This window comes from Ignavibacteriota bacterium (genome assembly GCA_016708125.1).
Classification (GTDB): domain Bacteria; phylum Bacteroidota; class Ignavibacteria; order Ignavibacteriales; family Melioribacteraceae.
Map to the genome: position 1 here is coordinate 852674 of JADJGF010000001.1, position 23593 is coordinate 876266.

Below are 23593 nucleotides of genomic sequence, written 5' to 3' on the forward strand. Positions count from 1 at the left end.
CTCCTATGCTATATATTCGTAAGTATTGTAGCCTAATGTTTTTGTTTTTTTATCTTCTTCAAAATCTATTTTGTCAGTCTCTGTTTGATTTTCATTCGAATTATTTTTTGTATTCGTCCTTTTTTCACCTTTATGATTTTTTGGCTGACCAAGAGAAATATTAAGTGAACTTAATTGAATTCCGTTTTTTGATAATTCCTCTTGCAATTTTTCAACGTTTCGTTCAACCATACCTTTTGCCTGTTCATTATCAACTTCAATTGATGCTTTTAAAACATTCTCAACTGTAGTTAGGGTAATCTTCATTTTACCAAGACTTTCCGGTTTTATATCAAATGTTAAACTTCCCTTTTCCTGATTTGAAATGAACTTACTTAGTTCTTTTATAATCTCAGTTGATTTCACAACCTTGTGTGCTTTTGAAGAATCATTCTCTAAATTTGTTTTATTTGTAAGTTCTACTTCTTTCTTTAATTCATCCTTCACAATTGAGTCAAAATTAATTTCATGATGAGGTTTAATAATATTTTTTTCAGTACTAAATAAATTTTGTTTTGAGTTATCCGTTAAGTTATTTTTAGTTTCATCTTTAGATGAATCAATTTGTTCGCTGCTTGATTTTATTGATTTGTTTGTGCTTATATCTTCATCTTTATTCGTAATAGTTTTAACATTGCTTTTAACTTTTACAGATAATTTTCTGCTTTCTTCGTTTGGTAAGAACTCAACTTTTTTATTATTACTTGCAACTTTTTGAGTTTCACTAACTTCATTTTCAATTTCTTTTTTTGCAAATGATTTTAAATCTTGCCTAGGTTCAACAACATTTGATTTTTCAATAAAATTACTTTTCTCATTAGCACTACTTTTTGTTGAATTTTCTTTTACTTCCTTCGAATTATTTGATTCACTTTTTGTTTCACTAATTTTTTCTTTTGAATCACTTATTGATTGCTGAATATTTTTATTTGGAACTTTTTCAGTTGCATCATTATTTACTTCATATTTTTTTACATCATCAGTTTTTATACTTTTTGTTTCGTCTACAATATATTTTTCATTTTTAACAATTATATTTTCTTTCTCGTTATTTACTTTTAGACTTGTTTTAATTGGCTCTTCCGAAGTTTTTATTTCTTTAGCGAAAGAATTATCCTGCTTTGATATTACACTTTTAGAAGTTTCGGAAATTTTCACTTCGTTATTTTGATTTTTAATATCTTGAGGTAAAGTTTTTGCATTTACATTTGTTTCTTTCAGTGTTTCCTTAAGATTTACAGTTTTTAAATCAATTTCATTTTTTTGCACATTAATATTTTTATGAGTTTTGCTGCTTTCGCTAATTTCGTTTATATCTTTTATGTTCTGAACGATTTCATCTTTTTGAATATCTAAACTTTTATGTGTTTTGATAGTTTCATTATTTTCATTTATGACTTTTGTATTTCGAATAATTTCATTTGGCTGAGTATCAATTTTTGCAGATTTTCTAGAATCTACTTTTGTTAATTCATTTTTACCAATTACAAATTTTTTGAAATAATCTTGTGTTTGATTGTTAAGCTTTTGCTCTTTACTATTTTCACTAGAAACACTTTTTTCATCAACTTTAACATTGGGATTTTCTTTTATCTTAATATCTGAAGCGGATTTTATTTCTGTTTTTTCTTCCTTAACTAAATTTATTTCTCCATTTGCTTTGTTAACATTTTTCTGAATGTCCAAAATCTTTTCCGGTGTTTTGGTTCCGGTAATAACATTTTCTGATTTTAAATTGACTTTTTGTAAATTATTTTCATTTACTAATTTTTCTAATTTCAAATTTGATTTAGAATTATCCTTAGCAATTTTATTTTCATTATTGGAAACATTTTGATTGGTAATTTTTAAATCAGATTTTAATTGACCATTAATTTTGGGTTCAATCTGATTAATTAAATTCAATTTTGGATTACTTACTTTAATACTTGCTTCAGAATTATTAAGAATATTTTTCAACAGTCTAAATTGTGATTTATCAGATTTATACATTTCATTAAAATTAATTTTTCTCAAATCCGGTTCAATTCTATTTTCTTTAATATTTTCTTTGGAATTGATTTCACCAAATAAATTATCTTGCTTTTTTACAATTGTAATTTTTGTAACACTAAATTCTTTCTCTAAAGAATTCTTCAACGTTTCTAATTTATTCGAATCATTAGAATTACTTTTTATTTCTTGAATTATGTTTGCATTTGGTAAAGTTTTCGAAGAATTCGTTTTTAGCTCACTTGGAATAAAGCTAATTTTTTCAAGCGGTATGTTTACCGAGAAATTATTTTTATTTGATGCAACTAAATTTGTATTTACAAGTTCGAGTTTTAGACTATCTTTATTATCTCCAACCAATGTTGAAATGTTTTGTTCGAAATTTTTAAAAGAATAAACTGAAAGAGTTGGTTTAAAATTATTCTGCTCTTCACTCTGAGATTTTATCGAATTGTAATCAATCGGAATTTTTATCGACGATAAATTTGTATTCTCTGATTTTGAAACTTCTTGATTTTCTGGAGATTTAAAAAGTGAAAGAAGTTTTGATTTTTCCGGTACAACCAAAGTTTGTACAATTACTTTTTCTGAAGATTGTTTAGAATCAGTTTCTTTTAATAATTCAATATTCACAGCAGATTTTAAATCTTCAAGATGAAGAAAAAGTCCGGTTTCTTTTGTTAAATTTTCACTTAAAATATCTTCGCCGACTAATCTGTTTATAAATTTTTCCAAATCACCTTCAAGCGGCTCTTTGCTGATATAAGAAATAATTTGATCTTTATTTAAAACAATATTTTCACTAACTAAAAGTTCTGCTATTTCCGGCGGCAAAATATCTGCAAGATCAAGTTTTACTTTTTCGCTGTCTTTTTCAGAAAGTTCCGTAAGTTTAATTTGCGTACTGGAATTTTCAATTCCCGCAATAACCGGCAATTGATTTTTTACAATTCCTTCCAAGTTTGTTTCCAATAATTTTTTTTGCTCTCTGTCGGAATTCATCACAACTTTTACAATATCAGAAAACAAATATTTATTGCTTGAAAGTTTTCCCGGTTTTGCAACCAGCATTTGGTTGTTTCCGGTTTCGCTGAAATATAATGGGTTAAATATCATTATTGCGCCTTTGTTAATCTTTGAACTGTTTCTATTTCTAAATTAGAAAGTATTTCCGCTGCCTTTTTTTGTTTCATTGAATAAATAATATCTCTTGCTTCATCTTCAGGCATTGATTTAATATATTCCGCGGCTTTATTTGATTCCATTGCTTCATAAAGTTTAATTGTCTTTTTCAACCAGTCTTGATATTTCCCGCTGCTTTTTTCATTCATTCTATTTTTTAAACTTTCAATTTCCTTATCCTTCTCTGAAAGTTTCTGTTCGTATTCATTTATCTTAGTTGAATCAATTTTTACATCTGCACTTTCATTTTGCGCAATGTGTTTTGTAGAATCTGGAATTCCTATATGAAGACTATCGCTTACGGCTAAGCTATCAGCGCTTACTTTTGCAAGACTATCTTGAATTACTTTTTCAAATGCAGATCTATCTCTAAAATCAAGTTTGAACATATCCACATACTTGTTGCTGAATGTGTAGATGCCGAATGTTGTTCCGATAAAAGCCGCAATAAATAAGACCGAATATATAATTGTATTTTTCACTTTATTACCTATTAAATTCCTTGACTGCAATTTCGTCTAATTCAATTTGCTCAAGTTTATCTTGAGTTTTAAAAAATTCCATTTTGTGTTTTTCTTCAAGCATTTCAAACGTTTTTGTTTCTTTTGATTTCTTAATTAATTCCTTAAGCTTTTTATCTTTCTCTATATTTTTTTTTGATAATTCCTTTCTCAGTAAACTTATTTGTCTATCTAAATAATTTTCATGCTTTGCATAAAATTGCAGATCATTAATTTTAATTGTGTTGTTAGAAAGTTTTTTCAATTTCGTTTCTCTTAATTCCAACTTCAGATTTTCAATTTCATTTTTTATTCTCTCTATTTCTAAGTTGATAATAGAAAGCTCTTTCATTACAATTTTCTCAAATCTTTCTTTAATTGATTTTATTGTATCAAACTTATACTTGAATTTTGCCAACTATTATCCCAATGGTTTTTCAATTAAATTGTAAAGTTTATTTATTGTATCTGAATAAATTGCTTCTTCATTAATTCCTTGCTTAAGAAAACTTCTCAATCCGCCAATTTTATTTAACGCATGATCAATTTGCGGATTACTTCCTTTTACATAAGCGCCAATGTTTATTAAATCTTCGGCTTCATTATATGCAGAAAGTATTTCACTAAATTCTTGAGATCTTCTTCTATGATCTTCCGGAACTATATCCGGCATTACTCTGCTTATACTTTGCAGCGGATCAACCGCTGGAAATTGTCCTTTGTTTGCTAATTTTCTAGTAAGAACAAAATGCCCATCGAGAATTGATCTAACACTGTCTGCAATTGGGTCAGTCATATCATCGCCATCTACCAAAACTGTGTAGAATCCGGTTATACTTCCTTTTGTTGATGTTCCGGCTCTTTCAAGAAGTTTTGGCAAAACAGCAAACACCGATGGCGTATAACCTTTTGTTGTCGGCGGTTCACCGATTGTAATTCCAACTTCTCTTTGCGCATGTGCAAAACGAGTTACGGAATCCATCATTAATACAACATCTTTTCCTAAATCTCTAAAATATTCCGCGATTGTTGTACCAATGTAAGCAGCTTTTATTCTTGCTAATGAAGGCTTATCACTTGTTGCAACAACAATAACAGATTTTTTTAATCCTTCTTCGCCCAAATCCTTTTCAATAAATTCTCTAACTTCTCTCCCGCGCTCACCAACTAACACAATTACACTTACATCAGCAGTTGTATTTCTTGCAATCATTCCCAGCATTACACTTTTACCAACACCGCTTCCCGCAAATATTCCAACTCTTTGACCTTTACCGACAGTGAGTAAACCATCAATCGCTCTTACTCCGGTTTGTAGTGGAGTATCAATACGTTTTCGTGTAAGCGGATTTGACGGATCTCTATGTGTATTTTTAATTATTGAATAATTAATTTCTCCCTTATCATCAATTGGATTTCCAAATCCGTCAATTACTCTTCCTAATAATTGATCGCCAACACCAATAGAAAAACTTTTCCCGGATGATACAATTTGGCACGACGGCGAAATATTTTGTATATCTCCCAATGCAATCGAAAGAACTTTTCCGTCTTTAAATCCAACAACTTCCGATTTACAAATTTCATATCCGGTTCTATCAATTACCGAACAAATTTCACCGAGTGAAACATTTGGACCAACTGAAACAATTACAAATCCAATTACATCGGTTACTTTTCCATTTATTTTTATGGGATCTGTAACATCAATTATTTTATTGTATTTTTCAATAATATTTTCAATCACATCATTCATTCGGTTTCACTTTTAGTAAGTTTGCTTTCTAATATTTTCAATATTTCATTTAGCTGGCTATCAATTCTCGCATCTAAATTTCCCATTTCCGTTTCTATTAGGCATCCGCCTTTTGCAATACTATCGCTTGGCTCAAATCTAATTTTTGAAATTCCAATGCTACTCATTTGCTCTTTGCTTGTCTTTTCAACAATTTTAAACTCAGTTGAATTTAACTTTATAGTAATTTCATTTGCGCCAATTACTTTACTTAAGTTTTGCTCAAGAATTTCTGTTATAATACTTTTTTGTTCAATTTCTCTTTTAATTATTTTTTCTGCAATTTTTTGTGAAACATTAATTACTATTTTGTGAAAATTATTTTCATACGTTTTTATTTTATCTTCAAAAGTTTTTAATACTTTGTAAAATTCCTCAGCTTGTTCAATCAGTTCTTGGTTATGTTTTTCATTTAATAATTCTTCTGCTACTTGTTTACCTATTTCAATTCCTTTTTTATATTCCGTTTCAAGTTCTATTTTATGCGAGTTTTCTATTTTTTCTTTTTCTAATAATTCCGCATAATCATAAAAAGCTTTATTCTCTTCATCTTTCTTTTGAATAACTGCCTTAAGATTTCTGGATTTTATATTCAGTCTAATTTTGTCAGACATATACTTCTTCGGATCCGCCGCCTCTAAAGCTGATTGTTACTTCTTCCTGCTCTTCTAATTTTTTAATTTGATCTACAATTCTACCTTGTGCAGCTTCAACTTCTTTAAGTTTTACCGGACCCATAAATTGTAATTCTTCTTTTAATAAATCGGCAGCTCTTTCAGACATGTTTCCGAAAACTTTTTCTTGAACTCTTTCTTCCGCAACTTTTAATGCTAATGCTAAATCTTTTCTATCAACTTCTTTTAGAATTCTCTGAATATCTCTATCTTGCAAATGAATAATGTCATCGAACAAGAACATTAATCTTTTGATTTCAAATGCAACGTCTTCATCTTTATTTTCAATTGCTGCAATAATTTCTTTATTCATTGTGATATTTATTCTATTAAGAATATTTGCAACGCTTTTTGTTCCGCCCAATTGCCCCATTGTTTGGTTGATAGAAAATCCGGCAAGTTCATCAACAACTTTTTCAATTTGAGTTAATGTTTGCGGAGATATTTTACCCAATGTTGCAATTCTGTAAATTACATCTGTACGAATTTCTTCCGTCAACTCAATTAATGCTTCAGCTGTTTGATCGGGACTTAAATGTGATAAAATTAATGCAATTGTCTGTGGATGTTCTTTATTTAAAAAATTTACAAGCTGAGTTGAATCAGCTTTCTTAAGAACATCAAATCCGTGAAGTGTTGTAAGATTTTTTACTTTTTCAATTACTTCCATTGCTTTGGATAATCCGAAAGATTTTTCCAAAACTTGCTGGGCATAATCCAAACCGCCTTCAAGCACATATTCGCGAGCTGTAACTAAATCATGATAATCATCTATTACCTGCTCAACAATATGCGAGGGAATATTTTTAACTTTAGAAATTTCCGCCGATATTGATTCAACATCAGTCGGTTCTAAATATTTAAAAACTTGAGAAGCAGTTTCAACATTTAATGCAATCAAAAGTAATGCTGATTTTTGAATACCGTTTAAATCTTTTTTGGTAATCCCAGTTGTTTTTATTTGTTCACTAGTATTCATCTTCTTTCAACCATGAATTTATTAATTTAGCAGCTTCAGCAGGATTTTTACTTACATAATTAATTATTTTATCTTGTTTCATTTTTTTCATCACAGCTTCATCAGTTATTTCGTCTTCAATATCACCCATTTCAAAAAGAGGCTTTTTATTCTTCTTGCTTTTCTTCAACGATAAGCCCGGATCCCAAATCGGAGGTTCCATTGCTGTTTCAAAAGATCGTTCATTAAAATTTCCACCGCCGCCAACTGTGCCAATCATAATTTTTTCTTCTTTAAGTTTTGCTAACAATGTTTTTAATATGAACATTGCACCTAAAATTCCAATCAGTAATAATATATAATTCATATACTGACCAACATTATCAAGCGGTGAGCCTCCAAAACCATCTTCGGATTCCAAATTATTTGTTTCAAACGGAATACTAACTATTGATATTTCATCATTACGCGTAGGATCAATTCCAACTGCCTGGCGCAATAATAATTCGAGCTGCTGTAATTGCTCATCAGTTCTCGGTTCGTTAACAATTGTTGTTTCTTCACCATTTTGTACTTCTGATTTTACACCATTTATTACTGCGGCTAAAGTTATTCTTTTAATATTTCCAGTGCCGGCAATCATATGTTCAATTGTTTTGCTAAGTTCGTAATTGGTTGTTGAAGTTTCCGTAAACACCGCATTAGAATCACTTAAACTTTTTCCGCTGCTCGTGTTTCGCGAAGTTTGTTCACTAACCGCTACTTGCGATTCAGGATCATAAGTTTCTAATGTTTTTTCGAGCTGATTAAAATCTAATTCAACATTTACTTTTACATCCGAATTATCATAGCCTAAAATTTTATCTAATATTGTTTGAGCTTTCTTTGCTAGATATTTTTCAATACTGCTTTTAATTTCATATTGCTTGCCGCTATTAATTGCGAGTTCACTGTCTTCCGGTTTTTTAGAAAGCAATCTTCCTTTATTATCAATTATGATTACATTACCAGCTTCCAAACCTTCAACACTTGATGCAACTAAATTTGTAATTGCTAAAATGCTGTTTTCCGGTAAAGAATAGTTTGATCTTAATTTTAATACAACTGAAGCGGTTGCTTCTTTTTGTTCATCCTTAAATACTGCTTTCTCCGGAGTAACAATATGAACTCTAGCATTTTCAATTCCTTCCTGCTGAATTATAGTGCGTGCAATTTCTCCTTCAAGTGCCCGCTTAAAATTTAACTTCTGCATAAACTCAGACATACCAATTGTATTCTTATCAAATATTTCATAACCAATCATTCCCGTTGAAGGAATTCCTTTTCCGGCAAGTGCAAGCCGTACTTCATAAACATCAGTCTTAGAAACACTAATTGTATTTCCGTTGTCTTCAAGTTTATATTGTATTTTTTGTGATGTTAAATAATTTACAACTTCAGATGCTTCTTCCGGAGCCAGGTTGGAATATAATGTTGTGTAATTGGGTTCATTAAATGCTACGAGTATAAAAATTAATAATACTACTGCAACAACAGCAATACCGCCAAGCATTAAACGCTGCTGCATTGTAAGTTTATTAAAAATATTTACTAAAGCCGAGAAAGAATCTTTTGCTTTATCCACTTTTATTGCATCCTTGTTAATTCTTTATACATGTCTATTGTTTTATTTCTGATTTGCATAAGAAGGTCTAAACTTGTTTTAGCTTTTTCCCCGGATATCATTACTTCGTGTATTTCAACGTCTTTTCCCTCAATAAAATCAGTAGTTATTTGTTTGCTGTCAAGTTGATCAACATTTACTCCTTTAATAAAATTGCTTAGAAGTCCGTCAAATTTTGAATTTGTATCAATTGGTTTTGTAGAATTTTGCTGCGGAAATTTTGGTATAAAATTTCCCAATCCCATTGTTTTCATGCTAACCTCTTTTATCGAAAAGTGAACCGACTAAAACTGTTTTTTTATCACCGTCTTTATTGTAAAACTGATAATCATTGATTGTATTTTTTTCATTAGGATATAATTTTGTAAAATATTTTTTTTCTTCTTTTGTTATATCATTTACACTTTCATTTTTTGCGTTTTGGATATTGCTTACATTTTTATTGGCAATATTATTTACCGGTTTATAGTTTCCCACAGAATTAGTAGAAATATTCATCTATATCTCCAAAGAATCTTTTGCAATTTGTTTAGCAGAATTAAATGCCGTTAAATTTGCTTCAAAACTTCTTGATGCGGAAATCATATCAACCATTTCTGTAACTACGCTAATATTTGGCATTTTAACATATCCTTCTTCATTTGCATCCGGATGATCCGGCATATAAACTAATTCTCCATCTGTTGTATCTGTTTCCACATCTATTTTCAAATTTAGATTCGGTTCAAAACTTTCAACACCTTTAGCTTGTATTTTATTTTTATTAATACTTTCTAATGAGAATCCGGAGTTTTTAAGCGGTAATGAATTTTTTAGTGTTAAGCTTTCTTTTTCCTGCTGAACTCTAATAAATTTACGCTGATACGGAGTTCCCTTATCTGTCTTGGTTGTGCTTGTATTTGCAATATTTTCGGTAATTAATTCCATCCTTTGTTTTTGAATGCTCATTCCTTTGGAACTAATTTTAAATGATGAAAAATTTGGTTTAATTTCCATTAACTACCTCCTCTAATTACTTTCTGCAAAGTCTGGTAATAACTGTTAATTTTTTTTGCACCGAATTTGAACATTACTGAGTTTTGCGCCATTTCTGCCATTTCTTTGTTTACGTCAACATTATTAATACCTGAAAGATTTTCTGTACTTTCATCAAGTGTAATTTCAAAATCTTCATCTTTTAAATGTTCATTAGAAAGTGTTTTCATTCCCGATTGAAGTATTTCTTTAAATGCAATGTCTCTTCTTTTATAGCCGGCAGTTTCGGAATTTGCTAAATTCTGACTTATAACTTTCTGCTTAAGTGCACTAAAGTTGAGAAGATTTTCTAATATTTTATTTTCTGGGATCGGCATTTTAATCCACCTTTTTTAAGTGGATTACTCAAAACTAATGCCAGTAAAAAATTGGGTTATTGATAAAATTTAATGGTGTGAGTAAAAAATATTGGCTAAAATTAGTCAGTTGGGAATTATTCTTCACTATAATCTAACAAAACAGATTTTGTTTCTCCGCATGAGCAAACGAATTTTATTTCTTTGATATTATCATTTTCGTCTTTATTTAGAATTATTTTGATTCCTTCATGACTTTCTTCTTCTACGGAAATTTTACTTGTGCCAATTATTTCAACATCTTCAGAAGTTATTAAATTTCCGGAAACTATATCGTTTCGATATGATATTTCTCTAAATACTGCTTCGTTAAAATTATTCATAATTATATCGCTTGATTTAAAATTTTTGAAATTTCTTCCAATGGCGCAATTACATCCGCTAATCCATTATCTACAATTGCTCTCGGCATTCCGTAAACAACGCAAGTCTGCTCATTTTGTGCAATACAATATCCGCCGGCACTTTTTAATTTTTTTATTCCTTCCAAACCATCTTTTCCCATGCCCGTCATAATTACGCCAAGCATATTTTTGCCATAAATTTTTTGAACAGATTCTAACATTATATCTACTGAAGGTTTGTGCAAAACATTTTCCGGTAATTGCGATGTTTTAATTTTCACAATTCCATGTAAATCTTTTTCTAAAGTTAGATGAAATCCACCGGGAGCAATATATACAACACCATTTCTAACTACTTCATTATTTTCAGCTTCCTTAACTTCCAAAGTACTTAATGCATTTAACCTATCTGCTAATGATGCAGTAAATTTTGGCGGCATATGCTGCACAATGAAAATTGGAATCTTAATTTTATCAGATAAGTATGGAATAACTTTTTGTAATGAAATTGGTCCGCCGGTTGAAATTCCTATTGCAAATGCTTTATAATTCATAGTTGGTAATTTAGCTAAAGTATTATTTGATTTATTTGGTAAACTTTTTATTACTGTATTTGAATTAATATTACTTAATCTGCTAATTACATTTTTGCTATTATAAATTGCTTTTACTTTTCTAATTAAATCTTCTTTAATTCCCGTAATTGCAACACTTACAAAAGACATAGCTTTGGGAATAAAATCAACAGCGCCAAGTTCTAAAGCTTTTAAAGTTTCTTCAGCACCTTCTGTTGTTAAAGAACTTACCATAAGAACGGGAGTCGGACACTCTTTCATAATTTTTTTGAGTGCTGTAAGCCCATCCATTCTCGGCATTTCAATATCTAAAGTAACAATATCTGGTTTTAATCTTTTTACTTTTTCAAATCCTTCTAAACCATCAACTGCTGTATCAATAACACTAATTGAAGGATCGGATTCTAAAAGTAAGCTTAACGATTTTCTCATGAACGCAGAATCATCAACAACAAGAATTCTAATTTTATTTTTCATCTTAGTCTTTAAGCTTATTAATGATTTCAGCAATGTCCGCAATCATTACAACTTTTCCATCGCCCATAATTGTAGATCCGGCAATTCCTTCAATATTTCCCAAATATTTTCCTAATGATTTTATAACAATTTCCTTTTGACCAATTAAGCCGTCAACTTTTATTCCGTATCTTTTTTCTGCTAATCCTATTACAACAATAAATTGATAATCGCTTTTTTGCTGTAAAGTATCCGAATGATATAAAATTTTATCAATATTAATTAACGGTAAAACTCTTTCTCTAAGCTTTATACATTGTGTATGATTTATTGTATAAATTTCTTTTTTATTTACTTTTACAACTTCAACAACCGAGTTTAACGGAAGTACAATTGTTTCGCCGATAACTTGAACCAACAAACCTTGTATAATTGCAAGTGTTAATGGAAGTTTAATTAATATTCTAGTACCTTTTCCAACTTCTGATTCAATATCGATTATTCCTCTTAATCGGGCAACGTTGGTTTTTACAACATCCATTCCAACGCCTCTTCCGGAAACATTTGTAACTTTTTCGGCAGTAGAAAATCCCGGGGCAAAAATCAAATTGAAAATTTCTTGTTTTGAAATATCATTTGCTTTTTCTTTAGTTAATAATCCTTTCGCAATTGCTTTCTCAACTATTACTTTTGGATTAATTCCTTTTCCGTCATCTTCAATTAAAATAATTATATGATTTCCTTCATGTTCGGCAGAAAGTGTAATTGTTCCTTTTTCCGGTTTACCTAATTTTTTCCTTACTTCAGGAGTTTCAACTCCGTGATCAATTGAATTTCTAATAATGTGAACCAAAGGATCATTAATTTCTTCAATTAATGTTTTATCTAATTCTGTTTTTTCGCCATTAATAATTAAATTGATTTCTTTTCCCGTTTCCTTACTTAAATCTCTAACTAATCTCGGAAAACGATTGAAAACTTTTTCAATTTTTATCATTCGAGTTTTCATTACTGCTAGCTGAAGTTCGGTAGTAAGTAAATCTATTTGTCGAGTAGTATCTGCAAGATTACGTGAAATTTCTGTTCCTTCATACTGCATTTAGACATCTGAATTTAACTGCGAAAGTCTGTTTCTTCCTAAAACTAATTCCGATACTAAATTTAAAAGTTCATCTAATCTTTCAACATCAACTCTGATTGTTTGTTCAGTACCGCTACTTATTTGTTTTTTATCTTCGCCTTGTTTTTTATTATTTGATTCGGCAGAAACATTAGAATTATTTTCTTTAATTATTTCTTGCGTTTCTTCTTTTGAAGGCAATACATTTAATTCAATCGATTCTTCAAAACTATTCTCTTCATGATTTTCATTAACTTCAAATTCTACAACGTTATCATTAGTAACAAGTTCTGCGACTTTTTTCTTACTCTTAATCTTATTCTTACTCTTATTATTACTCTTAATATTTTTTGCGTTCTCTAAAAATGCTTTTTCAATTTCTTCATCATTCATTTCCAAATTTATTATAGATAATTCTTTCGCATCATTTTTCTTTTTTGATTTTTTTTCAACAGTATTTTTATTCACTATTGGTTCATCAAAATTATTATCATTTATTTTATCAATAATATTTTCAAGTTTTTTAATTTCTTTTTCGGTATCAAAATCTTCATTCTTGTTTTCTTCAACAATAGTCAGCAATTCACTTAAAGCATCATATCCGCTTAAAATTCCATCCATAATTGTTGAGTTAAGTTTTACTTCACCCTTTCTCAACTTATTTAAAATATCTTCAAGTCTGTGAGTTAACTCTTGCATTTTAATAAGTCCCAGAAATCCCGAAGTTCCTTTTACTGTATGAAATGATCTAAAAATTTCATTTAGTAAATCTTTATCTTCCGGTGAGCTTTCAAGTTTAACCAAATCCAAATCTAATTTTTCAAGAGTTTCTTTTGTTTCAACAACGAAACTCTCAAATATTTCCGCCATATCCGGATCTGTTAGCAACGAATAATCAGCCATTTTTTTTCTTATATTTTTATGAAAATAATTTATCTATTTCTGCTTGAGATGCTTTTTCATTATGTATTATTGAATCAACTTCATTCTGCTGATTTTCAGAAGGATTATAACTCGCACGCGCATCAAAGTGTACATCCGGTAATTTCTTATGCTCTAAATTCTCTGACACATTTATTTCGGAAGAATCAACAGTTGAAAGCAGATTACCCAATTTTTGCTGAACTGAAATTATTAAATGATTTACTGCCGCAAGCTGCTGCGCTGTAATATCTTGAACTTGAAGAGACATTGTAATTTGATCCGTATTTGACATAATGCGGGCAACTTTATTTTTCATTAATTCTAATGTTAAGCCAACGTCTATTGCTTCCATCAAATTCTTGAATATTGTTTTAGCTTTTTCATTCTCTTTAATTTCTTCGCAAAGTTCGGCGATATAATTTTCAACTTTTGATTTGCTCAAAACCATTTCATCAATGCATTCGGTTAGTTCATTTAATTGCAAAGTTATTTCATCAATTTTATCCAATACTTCCGTCATAGCTAATTCAGTTGCATTTGTAACCTTATCTAACTGATTTGATGCTTCGGGAATTTTTGATCTTGAATCTTGAATTGAACCGCTAACCTGTTCAATGAAAGGTATAAAGTCACTTATAAATGCAACAAAACCTTCAATTACGGGAATCATTTTTTCACCGAATTTAAAGACATTGTCAACTTCGTGTAATCGACCAACTATATCATTTAAATTTTTTATCGATTTACTCATTTTTCATTTCCTTTTAGTTAGATAATATTAAATCGATTTTGTCTTTTAGAATTTGCGGTGTAAATGGCTTAACTACATAATTAGAAACTTTTGCTTGTAGCGCTTGAACTATATCTTCTTTTACTCCGCGTGTTGTAACCATTAGAATTGGCAATGTTTGTGTTTTTGAATTTGAACGTATTGCTTTTGTTAATTCAAGTCCGGACATAACCGGCATATTCCAATCGGTAATTACAAAATTTATATTAGCATCAGCTTCAAGTTTATCCAATGCATCTTTACCATGTTCAGCTTCTGCATATTGACTATATCCAATAGATTTGAGGGTGTTAACTACAATTCTTCTCATTGTTACAGAATCATCAACAACCAAAAATTTTGTATTCATTTTTTACTCTTTAGTTTAGTTAATATATTTCGCTACTTCGTATTGAATTCTTTTAGGATCAAATGGTTTTACCATATAAGAATTTGCTCCGGTTTCTAATCCTCGTTTTATTTCTTCGCTTCCTTTTAATGAGGAAAGAATTATTATCGGTATATTTTTATTTGAATCATTTTCTCTTATTGCCTTTATTAATTCAAAGCCATCCATATTTGGCATATTCAAATCTGTTATAATTAAATCAATATTTGTTGTCGGCAACAATTCAATAGCCTCCATTCCATCGCACGCGGCAAGTACTTCAAATCCTTGAGCTTTTAAGGAGAACGATACAAACTTTCTTATTGTTGGAGAATCATCAGCTATTAGAATAACTTTTTTCATTTGATTATCCTTTTTTATATCCAATTGTTTTACTAAAACTTACTAATCTGAATGCTTTTGAAATACCGTGCAGAGTTTCTGAATAACCAATAAACAAATAGCCTTCCGGGTTTAGATTATTATATAAACTATTAACAACTTTAATTTTTGATTCTTGATCAAAATAGATTAACACGTTTGCACAAAATGTTACATCTGATTTGTTAAGTGTTCTAATTGCGGCTTCATCATATAAATTAAGCACTTTGAAACTTACCATATTTTTAATTTTAGGATCAATTATGTAATTGTTATCAATTTTTTGAAAATATTTTTTTAGATATATCGGCGGAGTATTACGGATTGAATATTCTTTAAATATTCCTTTTTGCGCTGTTTCTATTACTGCAAAATTTATATCGGTGCCAAAAATTTCTACGGAAAGATTTGGATGTTTTGGCAATATCATTTCGTTCAGCATCATTGCAATTGAATATGCTTCTTCGCCTGATGAAGCCGCTGCACTCCATATTCTTAATTTTTGATATCCGGAATTTTTCTTTGCCATTAGCTCGGGAATTATACTTCCAACCAATGCATCTAACTGCGGCTGGTTACGAAAGAAGTAGGTTTCATTTATTGTAATGGCTTCAAATAAAAGTTTTTTTTCTTCTTCCCTTCGCGGATTTGTTTTAAGATATTGTAAATAAAGTTCAAAATTATCAATCTTGAGATGCTTTATTCTTTTTTGTAATCTGCTTTCCAATAAATACTTTTTGTTATCCTGAAAATAAATCCCGCAAAGATCATATATATACTTTCGCCATTCTATAAAAGATTGGGGCGATAGTTTTTGTTCCTGCTGTGAGCCAAAACTAAAATTAAGTTTGCTCAAAGGATTAGGATTTAAAGTAACCGATGAATTAAGCATTTATTAATCCTTTAATTGTAAATTACTTATTCCTCTTTCTGCTAATATATTTTGTGCATTTTCTCTAACCATTTCATCTTGATCATTTGCTAAAGTTTTAATGATCTCAATTATTCTTGGGTCTTCTCCATATTGCACTATTTCTAACAGCCTAATTCTATTCCATGTAACCGAATCTTCCAACATTGTATCTGCAAATACAAATGCAGTTTCCAAATCGAGAAAAAACAATAATTCCATTGATGAACTTCTAACTTCTTCATCCGAATGTGTTAATAAATTTGAAAATATTTCTACATAATTTCTAACTTCCAAATCATTTAATGTTTGTAAACTTAGTCCGCCGTCAAATTGTATCATATCTTTTATTAGTGAAACGAAAGATTTTAAATTGTGCGGATTTTGTTTCAAATACAGACTTGCTTTTCTAAAAAATATTGGAAGATTGTTTGTAAAATATTCTCTCAGTTTATTATCAATTTCCTCATCGTTTGCAAAAATTGAAAACAAATGTTCAACAATATTATCACCTTCAAACATGCTAATTAATCTTACAGCAGATTTTTTATATTGTAAATCAGCTGATTGTAAAGTTTCTAACAATGAATTTTTTAATGCAATATCAGTGGGTAGTTGCAAATTTCTTTTTTCTTCAAGTTTTCCAATTGTTTCAATTGCAACCCATTTGAATGGTCCTTCTAAATATTGAATATCATTTATCAACATGTTAAAAGATTTTTCATTTCCAATTTCACCTAAGCTTTCAATTAAAGAATATTTTGTTAGTTCATCAACGCCGTAGTAATTTTCGTTAATAAAATCAATACATTCTTCGGTTCCAATTTTACCGAGTGCTTCAATAACTGTTGGGCGGAAAAGTTCATTTCTATCATACACAGAGATAATTTCATCAATTGAATCTTCACTTTTGATATTTCCAAGTGCTTCAATACAAGCTAAAATTACGTTATCATCTCTTGAATATTTTAGAATACTTATAATTTCATACGCCGGATCCGGATTGCCGATTAGCCCTAAAATATCAATAATGAATTTTTTATCATCATCATTTGCGCTTGGCAGATATTCCACCATTGATTTTATTGATTCAACTCTTCTGTTTAATAAAATTTCGCCGGCTAAATTTCTTGCAGAAATATTTTCTGAGGAAATGTAAGGAACTAAATATTTGGGAATGTTTGAATTTTTATTGCTTGATAAAATTCTGGTTAATGTATCTTTAACGCCGTTATCATCTAAAATTAATTTTTGAGTTAAATATTCAACAACTTTATCGGGCATTTCAACAAGTTGAAAATTTTCTGCCGTTGTTCTAATTTTATCAGCATCATTTGTATCTAATATTTTTTTTATAACATCATAATGATTACTCATTTTTACCTCTGATGATGAAGCTGTTGGATAAAGTCATTTTTCATTCTATATACCATTATCGAATATTCCTGTAAGTTTTTTACTACAATTGCAATTTATATGCCTGGAAAATTTCGATTGTTTTGATAAAAAAGAGAATATTTAAAAAATATTTCGGCTGATATTAGCCAATTGATTGAAAACTTAAAGATTACAAAATTGCAGATTTCAAGATTTGATTTATTTTAGAAATTCAAGTGTCTTTTACTAATTATTTTTAATATTATTGAAATACATATTGAACATAAAAAATCCCACCGAATTGATGGGATTAAATTTTGCCACGAATGCACGAATTTATTTTTTTCGTTTTACGTCTTTCGTTTTTCGTTTCACATTTTTACTGAATCGATTTTGTAACTTCAATTCCTAACTGTTCCATTCTATATCTCAATTTTGATCTGGATAAACCCAAAACTTTTGCGGCTTTTACTTGATTGCCTTTTGTAATAATGAGTGTTTTCAAAATTAAATCTTTTACAACCGTATCTATTTTTACACCTTCCGGCGGAACTTTTAATTCGAAATTTACATTTTGATTATTATCCGAAGAATCATTTTTTTTCAGAAAACTTAAATGCTGTTCTTTAATTTCATCACCTTCCATCATTAGAACTGCACGTTCCATTGCATTTCTTAATTCTCTAATATTTCCCTTCCATGAATATTCTTGCAATAAATTAATTGCTTCTTCAGAAATTCCTTTAACATTTTGATCAAATTTTTGTGCAAATTCTTTCACAAACGAAAGTGCTAATATCGGAATATCATCTTTTCTTTCTTTTAGTGAAGGAATTATAACATTGGCAACGTTTAATCTATAAAATAAGTCTTCTCTGAAAGTTCCCTTTTTAACTTCTTCTTCTAAACTACGGTTTGTTGCCGCTAAAACCCGAACATTTATTGTTATTTCTTTTTCACCGCCTACTCTATAAAATTTCTTTTCTTGAAGAACACGCAAAAGTTTTACTTGAATATCCAAACTAAGTTCGCCGATTTCATCAAGCAAAATTGTTCCGCCGTTTGCAAGTTCAAATTTCCCTAATTTAGTCTTTTGAGCAGCGCCGGTAAACGCACCTTTTTCATGTCCGAAAAGTTCGCTTTCCGCTAAATCTTTTGGGATTGAACCACAATTTATAGAAATAAATACATTGTTTTTTCTCGGACTAATTTGATGAATATATTTTGCAAAGACTTCTTTTCCCGTTCCGCTTGCACCTTCGAATAAAATTGTTGTATCATCACTTTTTGCTAATTTTTCAACCATATTCAAAACTCGCTGAATTGGTTTACTTTTTCCAAAAAAATCTCTAGATAAATTACCCGCATTCAGCATTGCTTGAAGTTCATTAACCTCAAGCAGAAGTCTTAAATGTTTAACACATTTTTCCAAAACAATTGCAAGCTGATCTATTTCAATTGGTTTTAGTAAAAAGTCGAATGCGCCTAATTTCATTGCCTCAACGGCAATTTTTACATCTGCGTAAGCAGTAATCATAATTACGGGAATATGAAAAAATTTCTGTTGGAGAACTTTAAGAATTTCTAAACCGTTGTGAGTTGTTAAATAAATATCAAGCAGAACAATATCCGGTGAATTAAGTTTTACTGATTCTTCAACTTTTCCGCCATCCATACAAACATCAACATCATAATCAAATTTTATTAGTACTTTTTTTAAAGACATTACAACAAGATTATCATCATCAACAAGTAGTACTTTAGGTTTCATTCCGCCTCACTTTTACTAATTAAACTGAATTGAAAAAGTTGTTCCTTTAGTTTTATTATTTTTAAATTCATACAAAGCTCCATGTTCTTCCAAAATAGCTTTGCAGACGCTTAAACCAAGTCCGGTACCATTTTCTTTGCTTGTATAAAATTCTTCAAAAATTTCATTTTTCTTTTCATCAAGTATTCCAAGACCTTCGTCAATTATATCAACATTTACTTTGCCATTTTTTTGATATGAATTTATAATTACACATGAATTGTTTTGGCTTGCCTCAATAGAATTAGAAATAATATTCACAAACACTTGTAAAATTTTTGTTTCGCTTACTTTAACTTTAGCTAAGTTATCAACTAAATTTAATCGGATGGAAATATTTTTTTTATTTGCGCTGCCTTTTGTAATATGGATTGATTTTTGCAGAATATCGTTTACGCAATAATAGTTAAAGTCGTCTTTTGATTTGCGCGAAAATTCGAGAGTAGTATAAATTAATTTATCAATCATATCCGCAGCTTCAAGCGAAGAATCAATACATTCAATAGTTTCTTGGTCAAATTTCTCATTGCTCATTTTAAGATATTCTAAGTTTAATTTGATGACGGAGAGCGGGTTCTTGATTTCGTGAGTTAGACTTGCTGCTAACTTACCAAGAATTTGAAGTTTGTTTTCATGAACATTAGTTGACAAGGTTAAACCTATTTGTTTCTTATTGAAAGAATTGACGAAATAAATTTAACTTTTTTTACAAATAAATGTATAGAATAGATGATAAGATTTTAGGCGAGTTTAAAATGAAACTGTCTCAAATTTAATTTTTTGTTAAAATAGCTGCTAAACAAAAACTTCTGCTAATTTGTTTAAGTACTATTTACTAAAAATTAACTATGAGACAGCTTCGTTAAATTATTTTTCTTCAGAAAACTTTTTGATTATTTCATCAGCAACTTTATTGATTACTTCATCCTTGTTATAATAACCGCTTTCAATTTTAGTTTTAACTTCCGTCATCAATTGAGCATCAATTCCTTCTGATTTAAGTTTTTTTGCCGCATCAGAAAGTTCAAGTTTGTCAGTTTTCTGCTGAGTTTGCCGACTCGAAGCTTGTTCTTGTTTTTTATACAGTTCAGTATAACGACTGTAATTATTTCCCACTCCTTTAATATCCACTTCTTACCTCTGATAATTTATTAATTTTTTCTTATTTACAGTTTTGGATAATTCTTCACTAATATTTTTAATAATTTCTTTTTTCTCTTCTACAATACTATCGAATTTAGTTGAAATATGTTTAACCTCAGTGTGAATTCTATCACAAACTGCCTTAAAATAATCTTCCGTTGAATTTTCCTTAATTTCCCGCTTTTTTCTATCAATTTGTTTTATGTATGAATTTACATTTTTTAATTTAATATCAAGATTATCATTTGTAATTGTATTTACTTCTTTTGTAATTAAATTAAGATAACTTCCTATTTCAACAAAATTATTATCGACATTTTTCATGAATTAACCAAGTAATCCCAATATTGAAAGTGAACTTTGTGTTGAATAAATTTGCGATAATTGAAGCTGCATCTGTTCATATCTTTTTCTCAACACTTCTGCATTTGAATCTATTTGTGTTTCTTTAAAACTAATTTTATCATTGAGATACGAAATTGAATTATCGTAATTATCAATAAGATTTGAAATTACTCCTTCAGTACTTACATATGTTTCCACCATATCATAAAGTTTATTTGCAATTCCTTTATCAGAATTAAATAAATCTGCAACTTGATCCGGATTGGCTTCCAAAGCCTCTGTTAGCAGATCATCATCTTCAATACTTAAACCTGATAATGGATCAAACTCAATTCCAATTTCTGAAAGAAAACTATAATTTCCATCTGAAATTCCATCAACTTTTTGATATGAAATTGAACCAAAAGACTGCATCAATCCAATTGCTGTAGCATTACCAACAAAAATTCCTCTTTGTCCGTCTTCATCAGCATAATAATTGTTTTTCACAAAAGAATATGCCTCGTTGAAAGAACTTATTAAATCTTCAATATCTGATTTTGCTGCTTCCATATTATTTTTAACAATAACATTTACAGTCGGAATTCCAACTTCCATCTCATTTTTAAGAGTTAGTGTAACTTCGGAAATCAAATCATCAATTGTATTGGAACCTCTTACAACTGTTACGCCATTTAGATTTAAAATAGCATCCAAATCACTTTCTGATGTTGAATAACCTCCGGTTCCGTTATCTGAAAGTAAACTGCGCGTATTAAAACTTAAGCCAACCGTATCAAGCGCATTTCCAGTAACATCTTTAATTATTATTGCATTATCAGAACCGCTTTCCGTTGAAATAACGGATAATTTTGATTCACCATTTTTTGGCGAAAAAACAGAAGCAGAAACAGCATCGCCCAATGCTTCATTTATTGCATCTGCAATAATCTGCATTAGTTCTTCTTTTGTTTCAGCACCTTCTAATTCAACATCTATAATTTGATCGTAATCTCCGCTTGCTACTTGAAACGAATATGTACCGGCAGACAATCCGGCTAAATCGCTTGAGTTTACAGTATCGGACATTACTCTATCGTTTTTAGCTAATTGATTAACTCTTATGTTGTAAGAGCTTAATGCCGCAGTAGAGTTTGCGGTTGCCGAAAAATATTCATCGGAACTAAGTTCTGTTGTTTTTCCGGTAAAACTTCCGCCCGCGTTTACATCTTTCAAATCCGTAAGTAAAGATTTAAGAGAAACTAATTTAGTTTTTAAACTTCCCCAAGTGGATGATAAATCCGAAAATTTAGTTTTTCTCGCAAGTAACGGAGAAACTTTCTTAATGTATTCCGATTGCTTAGAATTGTTAATTAAGTTGTTAATTGATGATGTACTTAATATATCCATCTTATAAACTCCTAGCCTTCCATACTAACAAACGCCTTAATCCATGTTTCACGTAATTCAGTCAGAATTTTAAATACAATATCATAATTTTTTTTTCTCATTTGATCCTGACAAAATTCATAAAGTCTTTTTAATCCCATTGATATTTCATTGGCTTCCACATTATCGAATCTTAAGGCATTTATTAACTCTGCTAAAGCTTTATTTGTTTTTTCCAAATTTTCATTTTTACATTGAGCAATTGCAAAGTCATAAACTTTCAATAATAACTTTTGAGGAGAAGCATTCAAAATTTCATTAACTAGATAGGCATTAGCCCTATTATTTGGATTATTTATTTTTAATGCAGCTGAGTAGTTATACATTAGTTATCCATATTAAATTATAAAAGCTCTCCTTTTTATAGGAGAGCTTTCTCGATTAAAGAAAATTATTAACCAAATAATTGAAGTACTTGCTGTGGAGCAACGTTTAATTGAGCAAACATTGCTGAAGCAGCTTGTGATCCAATTTGTGATTTTGTTGCATTCAATGATTCAATAGCAACATCAGCATCGAATAATCTAGAATAAGCTGATTGAGAATTCAAAATAGCTGATGATAAGAATTCTTGTTTTGCATTTAATCTTTGTGAATAGTTACCTATTGCACCTAAAGAAGCATCAACCGAATCTTCAAAAGCGTCTAAATCTAAATCATCGATTGTATCAGAAGCTACGCCCTTTAGATCATCTAATGCACCGGCAACATCAGCAGATAATCCACTAACATTAGTTGTAAATGCTGTAGTAGCAGTTGAACCAACTAATGCATCACCACTTACGTTACCATAGTCAATTGCTATAGTATCAGTTGAAGCAACACCAGTTTGGAATGTAAATCCAGCTCCGGCACCATTTGCAACTGATTGCAATAAACTTGTTTCGTTAAATTTGGTTGTTCCAAATGAAGCTGCCAATTCGTCTGCAATTGCTTGAATATCTTTAGCAATAGCTGCTTTATCAGATGTTGGATTACTTGCATCAGCTATTTTTCCTCTGATTTGAGTAATCATATCTTTAACACTGATTAACTGGCTTTCAGCTGTAGCTAACATGTCTTGAGCAGAACCAACGTTACGTTGAGCAGATTGCATAATTGTTACTTTAGAATCCAATGATTTACCTACGTTGAATCCAGATGTATCATCAGCAACATTATTAATTCTTCTTTGTGAAGCTAAACGCAATTGAGCTGTTTGTGACTGTGCATTTAACTTTGCTAGAGAATTATATGCTCTTAATGCACCAACGTTTGTGTTAATTCTAAATGATTGTGACATTTAAACCTCCTTGTTATTGATAATTTTATGGGCATCCTTGCCCACATTTTGTTTTTTCAACACTTGTTGAAATTTTTGTTAGTTAATAATTTTCTTCTGGCATACTATCGTAATACCAAAGTAAAAAGTTTACAGTCTTAAGTAACT

General features: G+C 29.9%; 25 protein-coding genes and 2 pseudogenes. All 27 read right to left on the minus strand.

Features of this window, described 5'->3' with window-relative positions:
- Window positions 1-3: 3 nt before the first annotated feature.
- Window positions 4-3147 carry a flagellar hook-length control protein FliK gene (locus tag IPH62_04075; GenBank protein MBK7104443.1) on the minus strand — a complete coding sequence of 1048 codons (3144 nt, stop codon included), beginning with the start codon at window positions 3145-3147 and terminating at the stop codon, window positions 4-6.
- Window positions 3147-3695 carry a hypothetical protein gene (locus IPH62_04080; protein MBK7104444.1) on the minus strand — a complete coding sequence of 183 codons (549 nt, stop codon included), beginning with the start codon at window positions 3693-3695 and terminating at the stop codon, window positions 3147-3149. Before IPH62_04080 ends, IPH62_04075 begins: the two co-directional genes overlap by 1 nt.
- Before the next feature lie 4 nt (window positions 3696-3699).
- The gene (locus IPH62_04085) at window positions 3700-4131 is read right to left on the minus strand and encodes a flagellar FliJ family protein (protein ID MBK7104445.1); all 432 of its coding nucleotides are present in this window, start codon (window positions 4129-4131) and stop codon (window positions 3700-3702) included.
- Window positions 4132-4134: 3 nt separating this feature from the next.
- Entirely contained in the window at window positions 4135-5469 is a 1335-nt protein-coding gene (gene fliI, locus IPH62_04090; protein MBK7104446.1) for a flagellar protein export ATPase FliI, read from the minus strand.
- On the minus strand, window positions 5466-6122 hold the full coding sequence (locus tag IPH62_04095; GenBank protein MBK7104447.1) for a hypothetical protein: 657 nt from the start codon (window positions 6120-6122) through the stop codon (window positions 5466-5468). Before IPH62_04095 ends, fliI begins: the two co-directional genes overlap by 4 nt.
- Window positions 6115-7161: a flagellar motor switch protein FliG gene (gene fliG / locus IPH62_04100; protein MBK7104448.1), complete on the minus strand. Its 1047-nt coding sequence runs from the start codon at window positions 7159-7161 to the stop codon at window positions 6115-6117. Before fliG ends, IPH62_04095 begins: the two co-directional genes overlap by 8 nt.
- Window positions 7151-8707, minus strand: coding sequence for a flagellar M-ring protein FliF (fliF, locus tag IPH62_04105; GenBank protein MBK7104449.1), 1557 nt, complete (start codon window positions 8705-8707; stop codon window positions 7151-7153). Before fliF ends, fliG begins: the two co-directional genes overlap by 11 nt.
- Window positions 8708-8766: 59 nt before the next feature.
- Complete coding sequence (gene fliE, locus IPH62_04110) at window positions 8767-9048, minus strand: flagellar hook-basal body complex protein FliE (GenBank protein MBK7104450.1); 282 nt, start codon at window positions 9046-9048, stop codon at window positions 8767-8769.
- 10 nt (window positions 9049-9058) lie between these two features.
- Window positions 9059-9301, minus strand: coding sequence for a hypothetical protein (locus tag IPH62_04115; protein MBK7104451.1), 243 nt, complete (start codon window positions 9299-9301; stop codon window positions 9059-9061).
- Window positions 9302-9799 (minus strand): flagellar basal body rod protein FlgC, encoded by a 498-nt coding sequence (gene flgC, locus IPH62_04120; GenBank protein ID MBK7104452.1) that lies wholly within the window; start codon window positions 9797-9799, stop codon window positions 9302-9304. It abuts the gene before it with no gap.
- Window positions 9799-10155, minus strand: a complete 357-nt coding sequence (gene flgB, locus IPH62_04125; protein ID MBK7104453.1) for a flagellar basal body rod protein FlgB — start codon at window positions 10153-10155, stop codon at window positions 9799-9801. The genes flgC and flgB overlap by 1 nt, the downstream gene beginning before the upstream one ends.
- Window positions 10156-10271: 116 nt before the next feature.
- Window positions 10272-10517 (minus strand): hypothetical protein, encoded by a 246-nt coding sequence (locus IPH62_04130; protein ID MBK7104454.1) that lies wholly within the window; start codon window positions 10515-10517, stop codon window positions 10272-10274.
- Between the two features lie 2 nt (window positions 10518-10519).
- Window positions 10520-11590: a chemotaxis response regulator protein-glutamate methylesterase gene (locus tag IPH62_04135; protein ID MBK7104455.1), complete on the minus strand. Its 1071-nt coding sequence runs from the start codon at window positions 11588-11590 to the stop codon at window positions 10520-10522.
- Between the two features lies 1 nt (window position 11591).
- Window positions 11592-13310, minus strand: a pseudogene (locus IPH62_04140) (chemotaxis protein CheW).
- A 30-nt stretch (window positions 13311-13340) separates the two neighbouring features.
- Window positions 13341-13592: pseudogene (locus IPH62_04145) on the minus strand (Hpt domain-containing protein).
- Between the two features lie 16 nt (window positions 13593-13608).
- On the minus strand, window positions 13609-14364 hold the full coding sequence (locus IPH62_04150; GenBank protein ID MBK7104456.1) for a protein phosphatase CheZ: 756 nt from the start codon (window positions 14362-14364) through the stop codon (window positions 13609-13611).
- A 13-nt stretch (window positions 14365-14377) separates the two neighbouring features.
- Window positions 14378-14752, minus strand: coding sequence for a response regulator (locus IPH62_04155; GenBank protein ID MBK7104457.1), 375 nt, complete (start codon window positions 14750-14752; stop codon window positions 14378-14380).
- Between the two features lie 15 nt (window positions 14753-14767).
- The gene (locus tag IPH62_04160; GenBank protein ID MBK7104458.1) at window positions 14768-15133 is read right to left on the minus strand and encodes a response regulator; all 366 of its coding nucleotides are present in this window, start codon (window positions 15131-15133) and stop codon (window positions 14768-14770) included.
- Between the two features lie 4 nt (window positions 15134-15137).
- Window positions 15138-16043 carry a protein-glutamate O-methyltransferase CheR gene (locus IPH62_04165; protein MBK7104459.1) on the minus strand — a complete coding sequence of 302 codons (906 nt, stop codon included), beginning with the start codon at window positions 16041-16043 and terminating at the stop codon, window positions 15138-15140.
- A gap of 3 nt (window positions 16044-16046) precedes the next feature.
- The gene (locus IPH62_04170; protein MBK7104460.1) at window positions 16047-17438 is read right to left on the minus strand and encodes a HEAT repeat domain-containing protein; all 1392 of its coding nucleotides are present in this window, start codon (window positions 17436-17438) and stop codon (window positions 16047-16049) included.
- Between the two features lie 379 nt (window positions 17439-17817).
- Entirely contained in the window at window positions 17818-19209 is a 1392-nt protein-coding gene (locus IPH62_04175) for a sigma-54-dependent Fis family transcriptional regulator (protein MBK7104461.1), read from the minus strand.
- 15 nt (window positions 19210-19224) lie between these two features.
- Window positions 19225-19899: a HAMP domain-containing histidine kinase gene (locus IPH62_04180; GenBank protein ID MBK7104462.1), complete on the minus strand. Its 675-nt coding sequence runs from the start codon at window positions 19897-19899 to the stop codon at window positions 19225-19227.
- Window positions 19900-20115: 216 nt separating this feature from the next.
- Window positions 20116-20379: a hypothetical protein gene (locus IPH62_04185; protein ID MBK7104463.1), complete on the minus strand. Its 264-nt coding sequence runs from the start codon at window positions 20377-20379 to the stop codon at window positions 20116-20118.
- A 3-nt stretch (window positions 20380-20382) separates the two neighbouring features.
- Window positions 20383-20715 (minus strand): hypothetical protein, encoded by a 333-nt coding sequence (locus IPH62_04190; GenBank protein ID MBK7104464.1) that lies wholly within the window; start codon window positions 20713-20715, stop codon window positions 20383-20385.
- Between the two features lie 3 nt (window positions 20716-20718).
- Window positions 20719-22125: a flagellar filament capping protein FliD gene (fliD, locus tag IPH62_04195; protein MBK7104465.1), complete on the minus strand. Its 1407-nt coding sequence runs from the start codon at window positions 22123-22125 to the stop codon at window positions 20719-20721.
- A gap of 11 nt (window positions 22126-22136) precedes the next feature.
- Window positions 22137-22490, minus strand: a complete 354-nt coding sequence (locus IPH62_04200) for a flagellar protein FliS (GenBank protein MBK7104466.1) — start codon at window positions 22488-22490, stop codon at window positions 22137-22139.
- 68 nt (window positions 22491-22558) lie between these two features.
- Window positions 22559-23446, minus strand: coding sequence for a flagellin (locus tag IPH62_04205; protein ID MBK7104467.1), 888 nt, complete (start codon window positions 23444-23446; stop codon window positions 22559-22561).
- Window positions 23447-23593: the final 147 nt, after the last annotated feature.

Excerpts from the sequence above, each read along its gene's own strand:
- IPH62_04075 (MBK7104443.1), bottom strand. The coding sequence starts at position 3,147 with ATGATATTTAACCCATTATATTTCAGCGAAACCGGAAACAACCAAATG.
- fliI (MBK7104446.1), bottom strand. The coding sequence starts at position 5,469 with ATGAATGATGTGATTGAAAATATTATTGAAAAATACAATAAAATAATT.
- IPH62_04095 (MBK7104447.1), bottom strand. The coding sequence starts at position 6,122 with ATGTCTGACAAAATTAGACTGAATATAAAATCCAGAAATCTTAAGGCA.
- fliG (MBK7104448.1), bottom strand. The coding sequence starts at position 7,161 with ATGAATACTAGTGAACAAATAAAAACAACTGGGATTACCAAAAAAGAT.
- fliF (MBK7104449.1), bottom strand. The coding sequence starts at position 8,707 with ATGCAGCAGCGTTTAATGCTTGGCGGTATTGCTGTTGTTGCAGTAGTA.
- fliE (MBK7104450.1), bottom strand. The coding sequence starts at position 9,048 with ATGGGATTGGGAAATTTTATACCAAAATTTCCGCAGCAAAATTCTACA.
- IPH62_04115 (MBK7104451.1), bottom strand. The coding sequence starts at position 9,301 with ATGAATATTTCTACTAATTCTGTGGGAAACTATAAACCGGTAAATAAT.
- flgC (MBK7104452.1), bottom strand. The coding sequence starts at position 9,799 with ATGGAAATTAAACCAAATTTTTCATCATTTAAAATTAGTTCCAAAGGA.
- flgB (MBK7104453.1), bottom strand. The coding sequence starts at position 10,155 with ATGCCGATCCCAGAAAATAAAATATTAGAAAATCTTCTCAACTTTAGT.
- IPH62_04130 (MBK7104454.1), bottom strand. The coding sequence starts at position 10,517 with ATGAATAATTTTAACGAAGCAGTATTTAGAGAAATATCATATCGAAAC.
- IPH62_04135 (MBK7104455.1), bottom strand. The coding sequence starts at position 11,590 with ATGAAAAATAAAATTAGAATTCTTGTTGTTGATGATTCTGCGTTCATG.
- IPH62_04150 (MBK7104456.1), bottom strand. The coding sequence starts at position 14,364 with ATGAGTAAATCGATAAAAAATTTAAATGATATAGTTGGTCGATTACAC.
- IPH62_04155 (MBK7104457.1), bottom strand. The coding sequence starts at position 14,752 with ATGAATACAAAATTTTTGGTTGTTGATGATTCTGTAACAATGAGAAGA.
- IPH62_04160 (MBK7104458.1), bottom strand. The coding sequence starts at position 15,133 with ATGAAAAAAGTTATTCTAATAGCTGATGATTCTCCAACAATAAGAAAG.
- IPH62_04165 (MBK7104459.1), bottom strand. The coding sequence starts at position 16,043 with ATGCTTAATTCATCGGTTACTTTAAATCCTAATCCTTTGAGCAAACTT.
- IPH62_04170 (MBK7104460.1), bottom strand. The coding sequence starts at position 17,438 with ATGAGTAATCATTATGATGTTATAAAAAAAATATTAGATACAAATGAT.
- IPH62_04175 (MBK7104461.1), bottom strand. The coding sequence starts at position 19,209 with ATGAAACCTAAAGTACTACTTGTTGATGATGATAATCTTGTTGTAATG.
- IPH62_04190 (MBK7104464.1), bottom strand. The coding sequence starts at position 20,715 with ATGAAAAATGTCGATAATAATTTTGTTGAAATAGGAAGTTATCTTAAT.
- fliD (MBK7104465.1), bottom strand. The coding sequence starts at position 22,125 with ATGGATATATTAAGTACATCATCAATTAACAACTTAATTAACAATTCT.
- IPH62_04200 (MBK7104466.1), bottom strand. The coding sequence starts at position 22,490 with ATGTATAACTACTCAGCTGCATTAAAAATAAATAATCCAAATAATAGG.
- IPH62_04205 (MBK7104467.1), bottom strand. The coding sequence starts at position 23,446 with ATGTCACAATCATTTAGAATTAACACAAACGTTGGTGCATTAAGAGCA.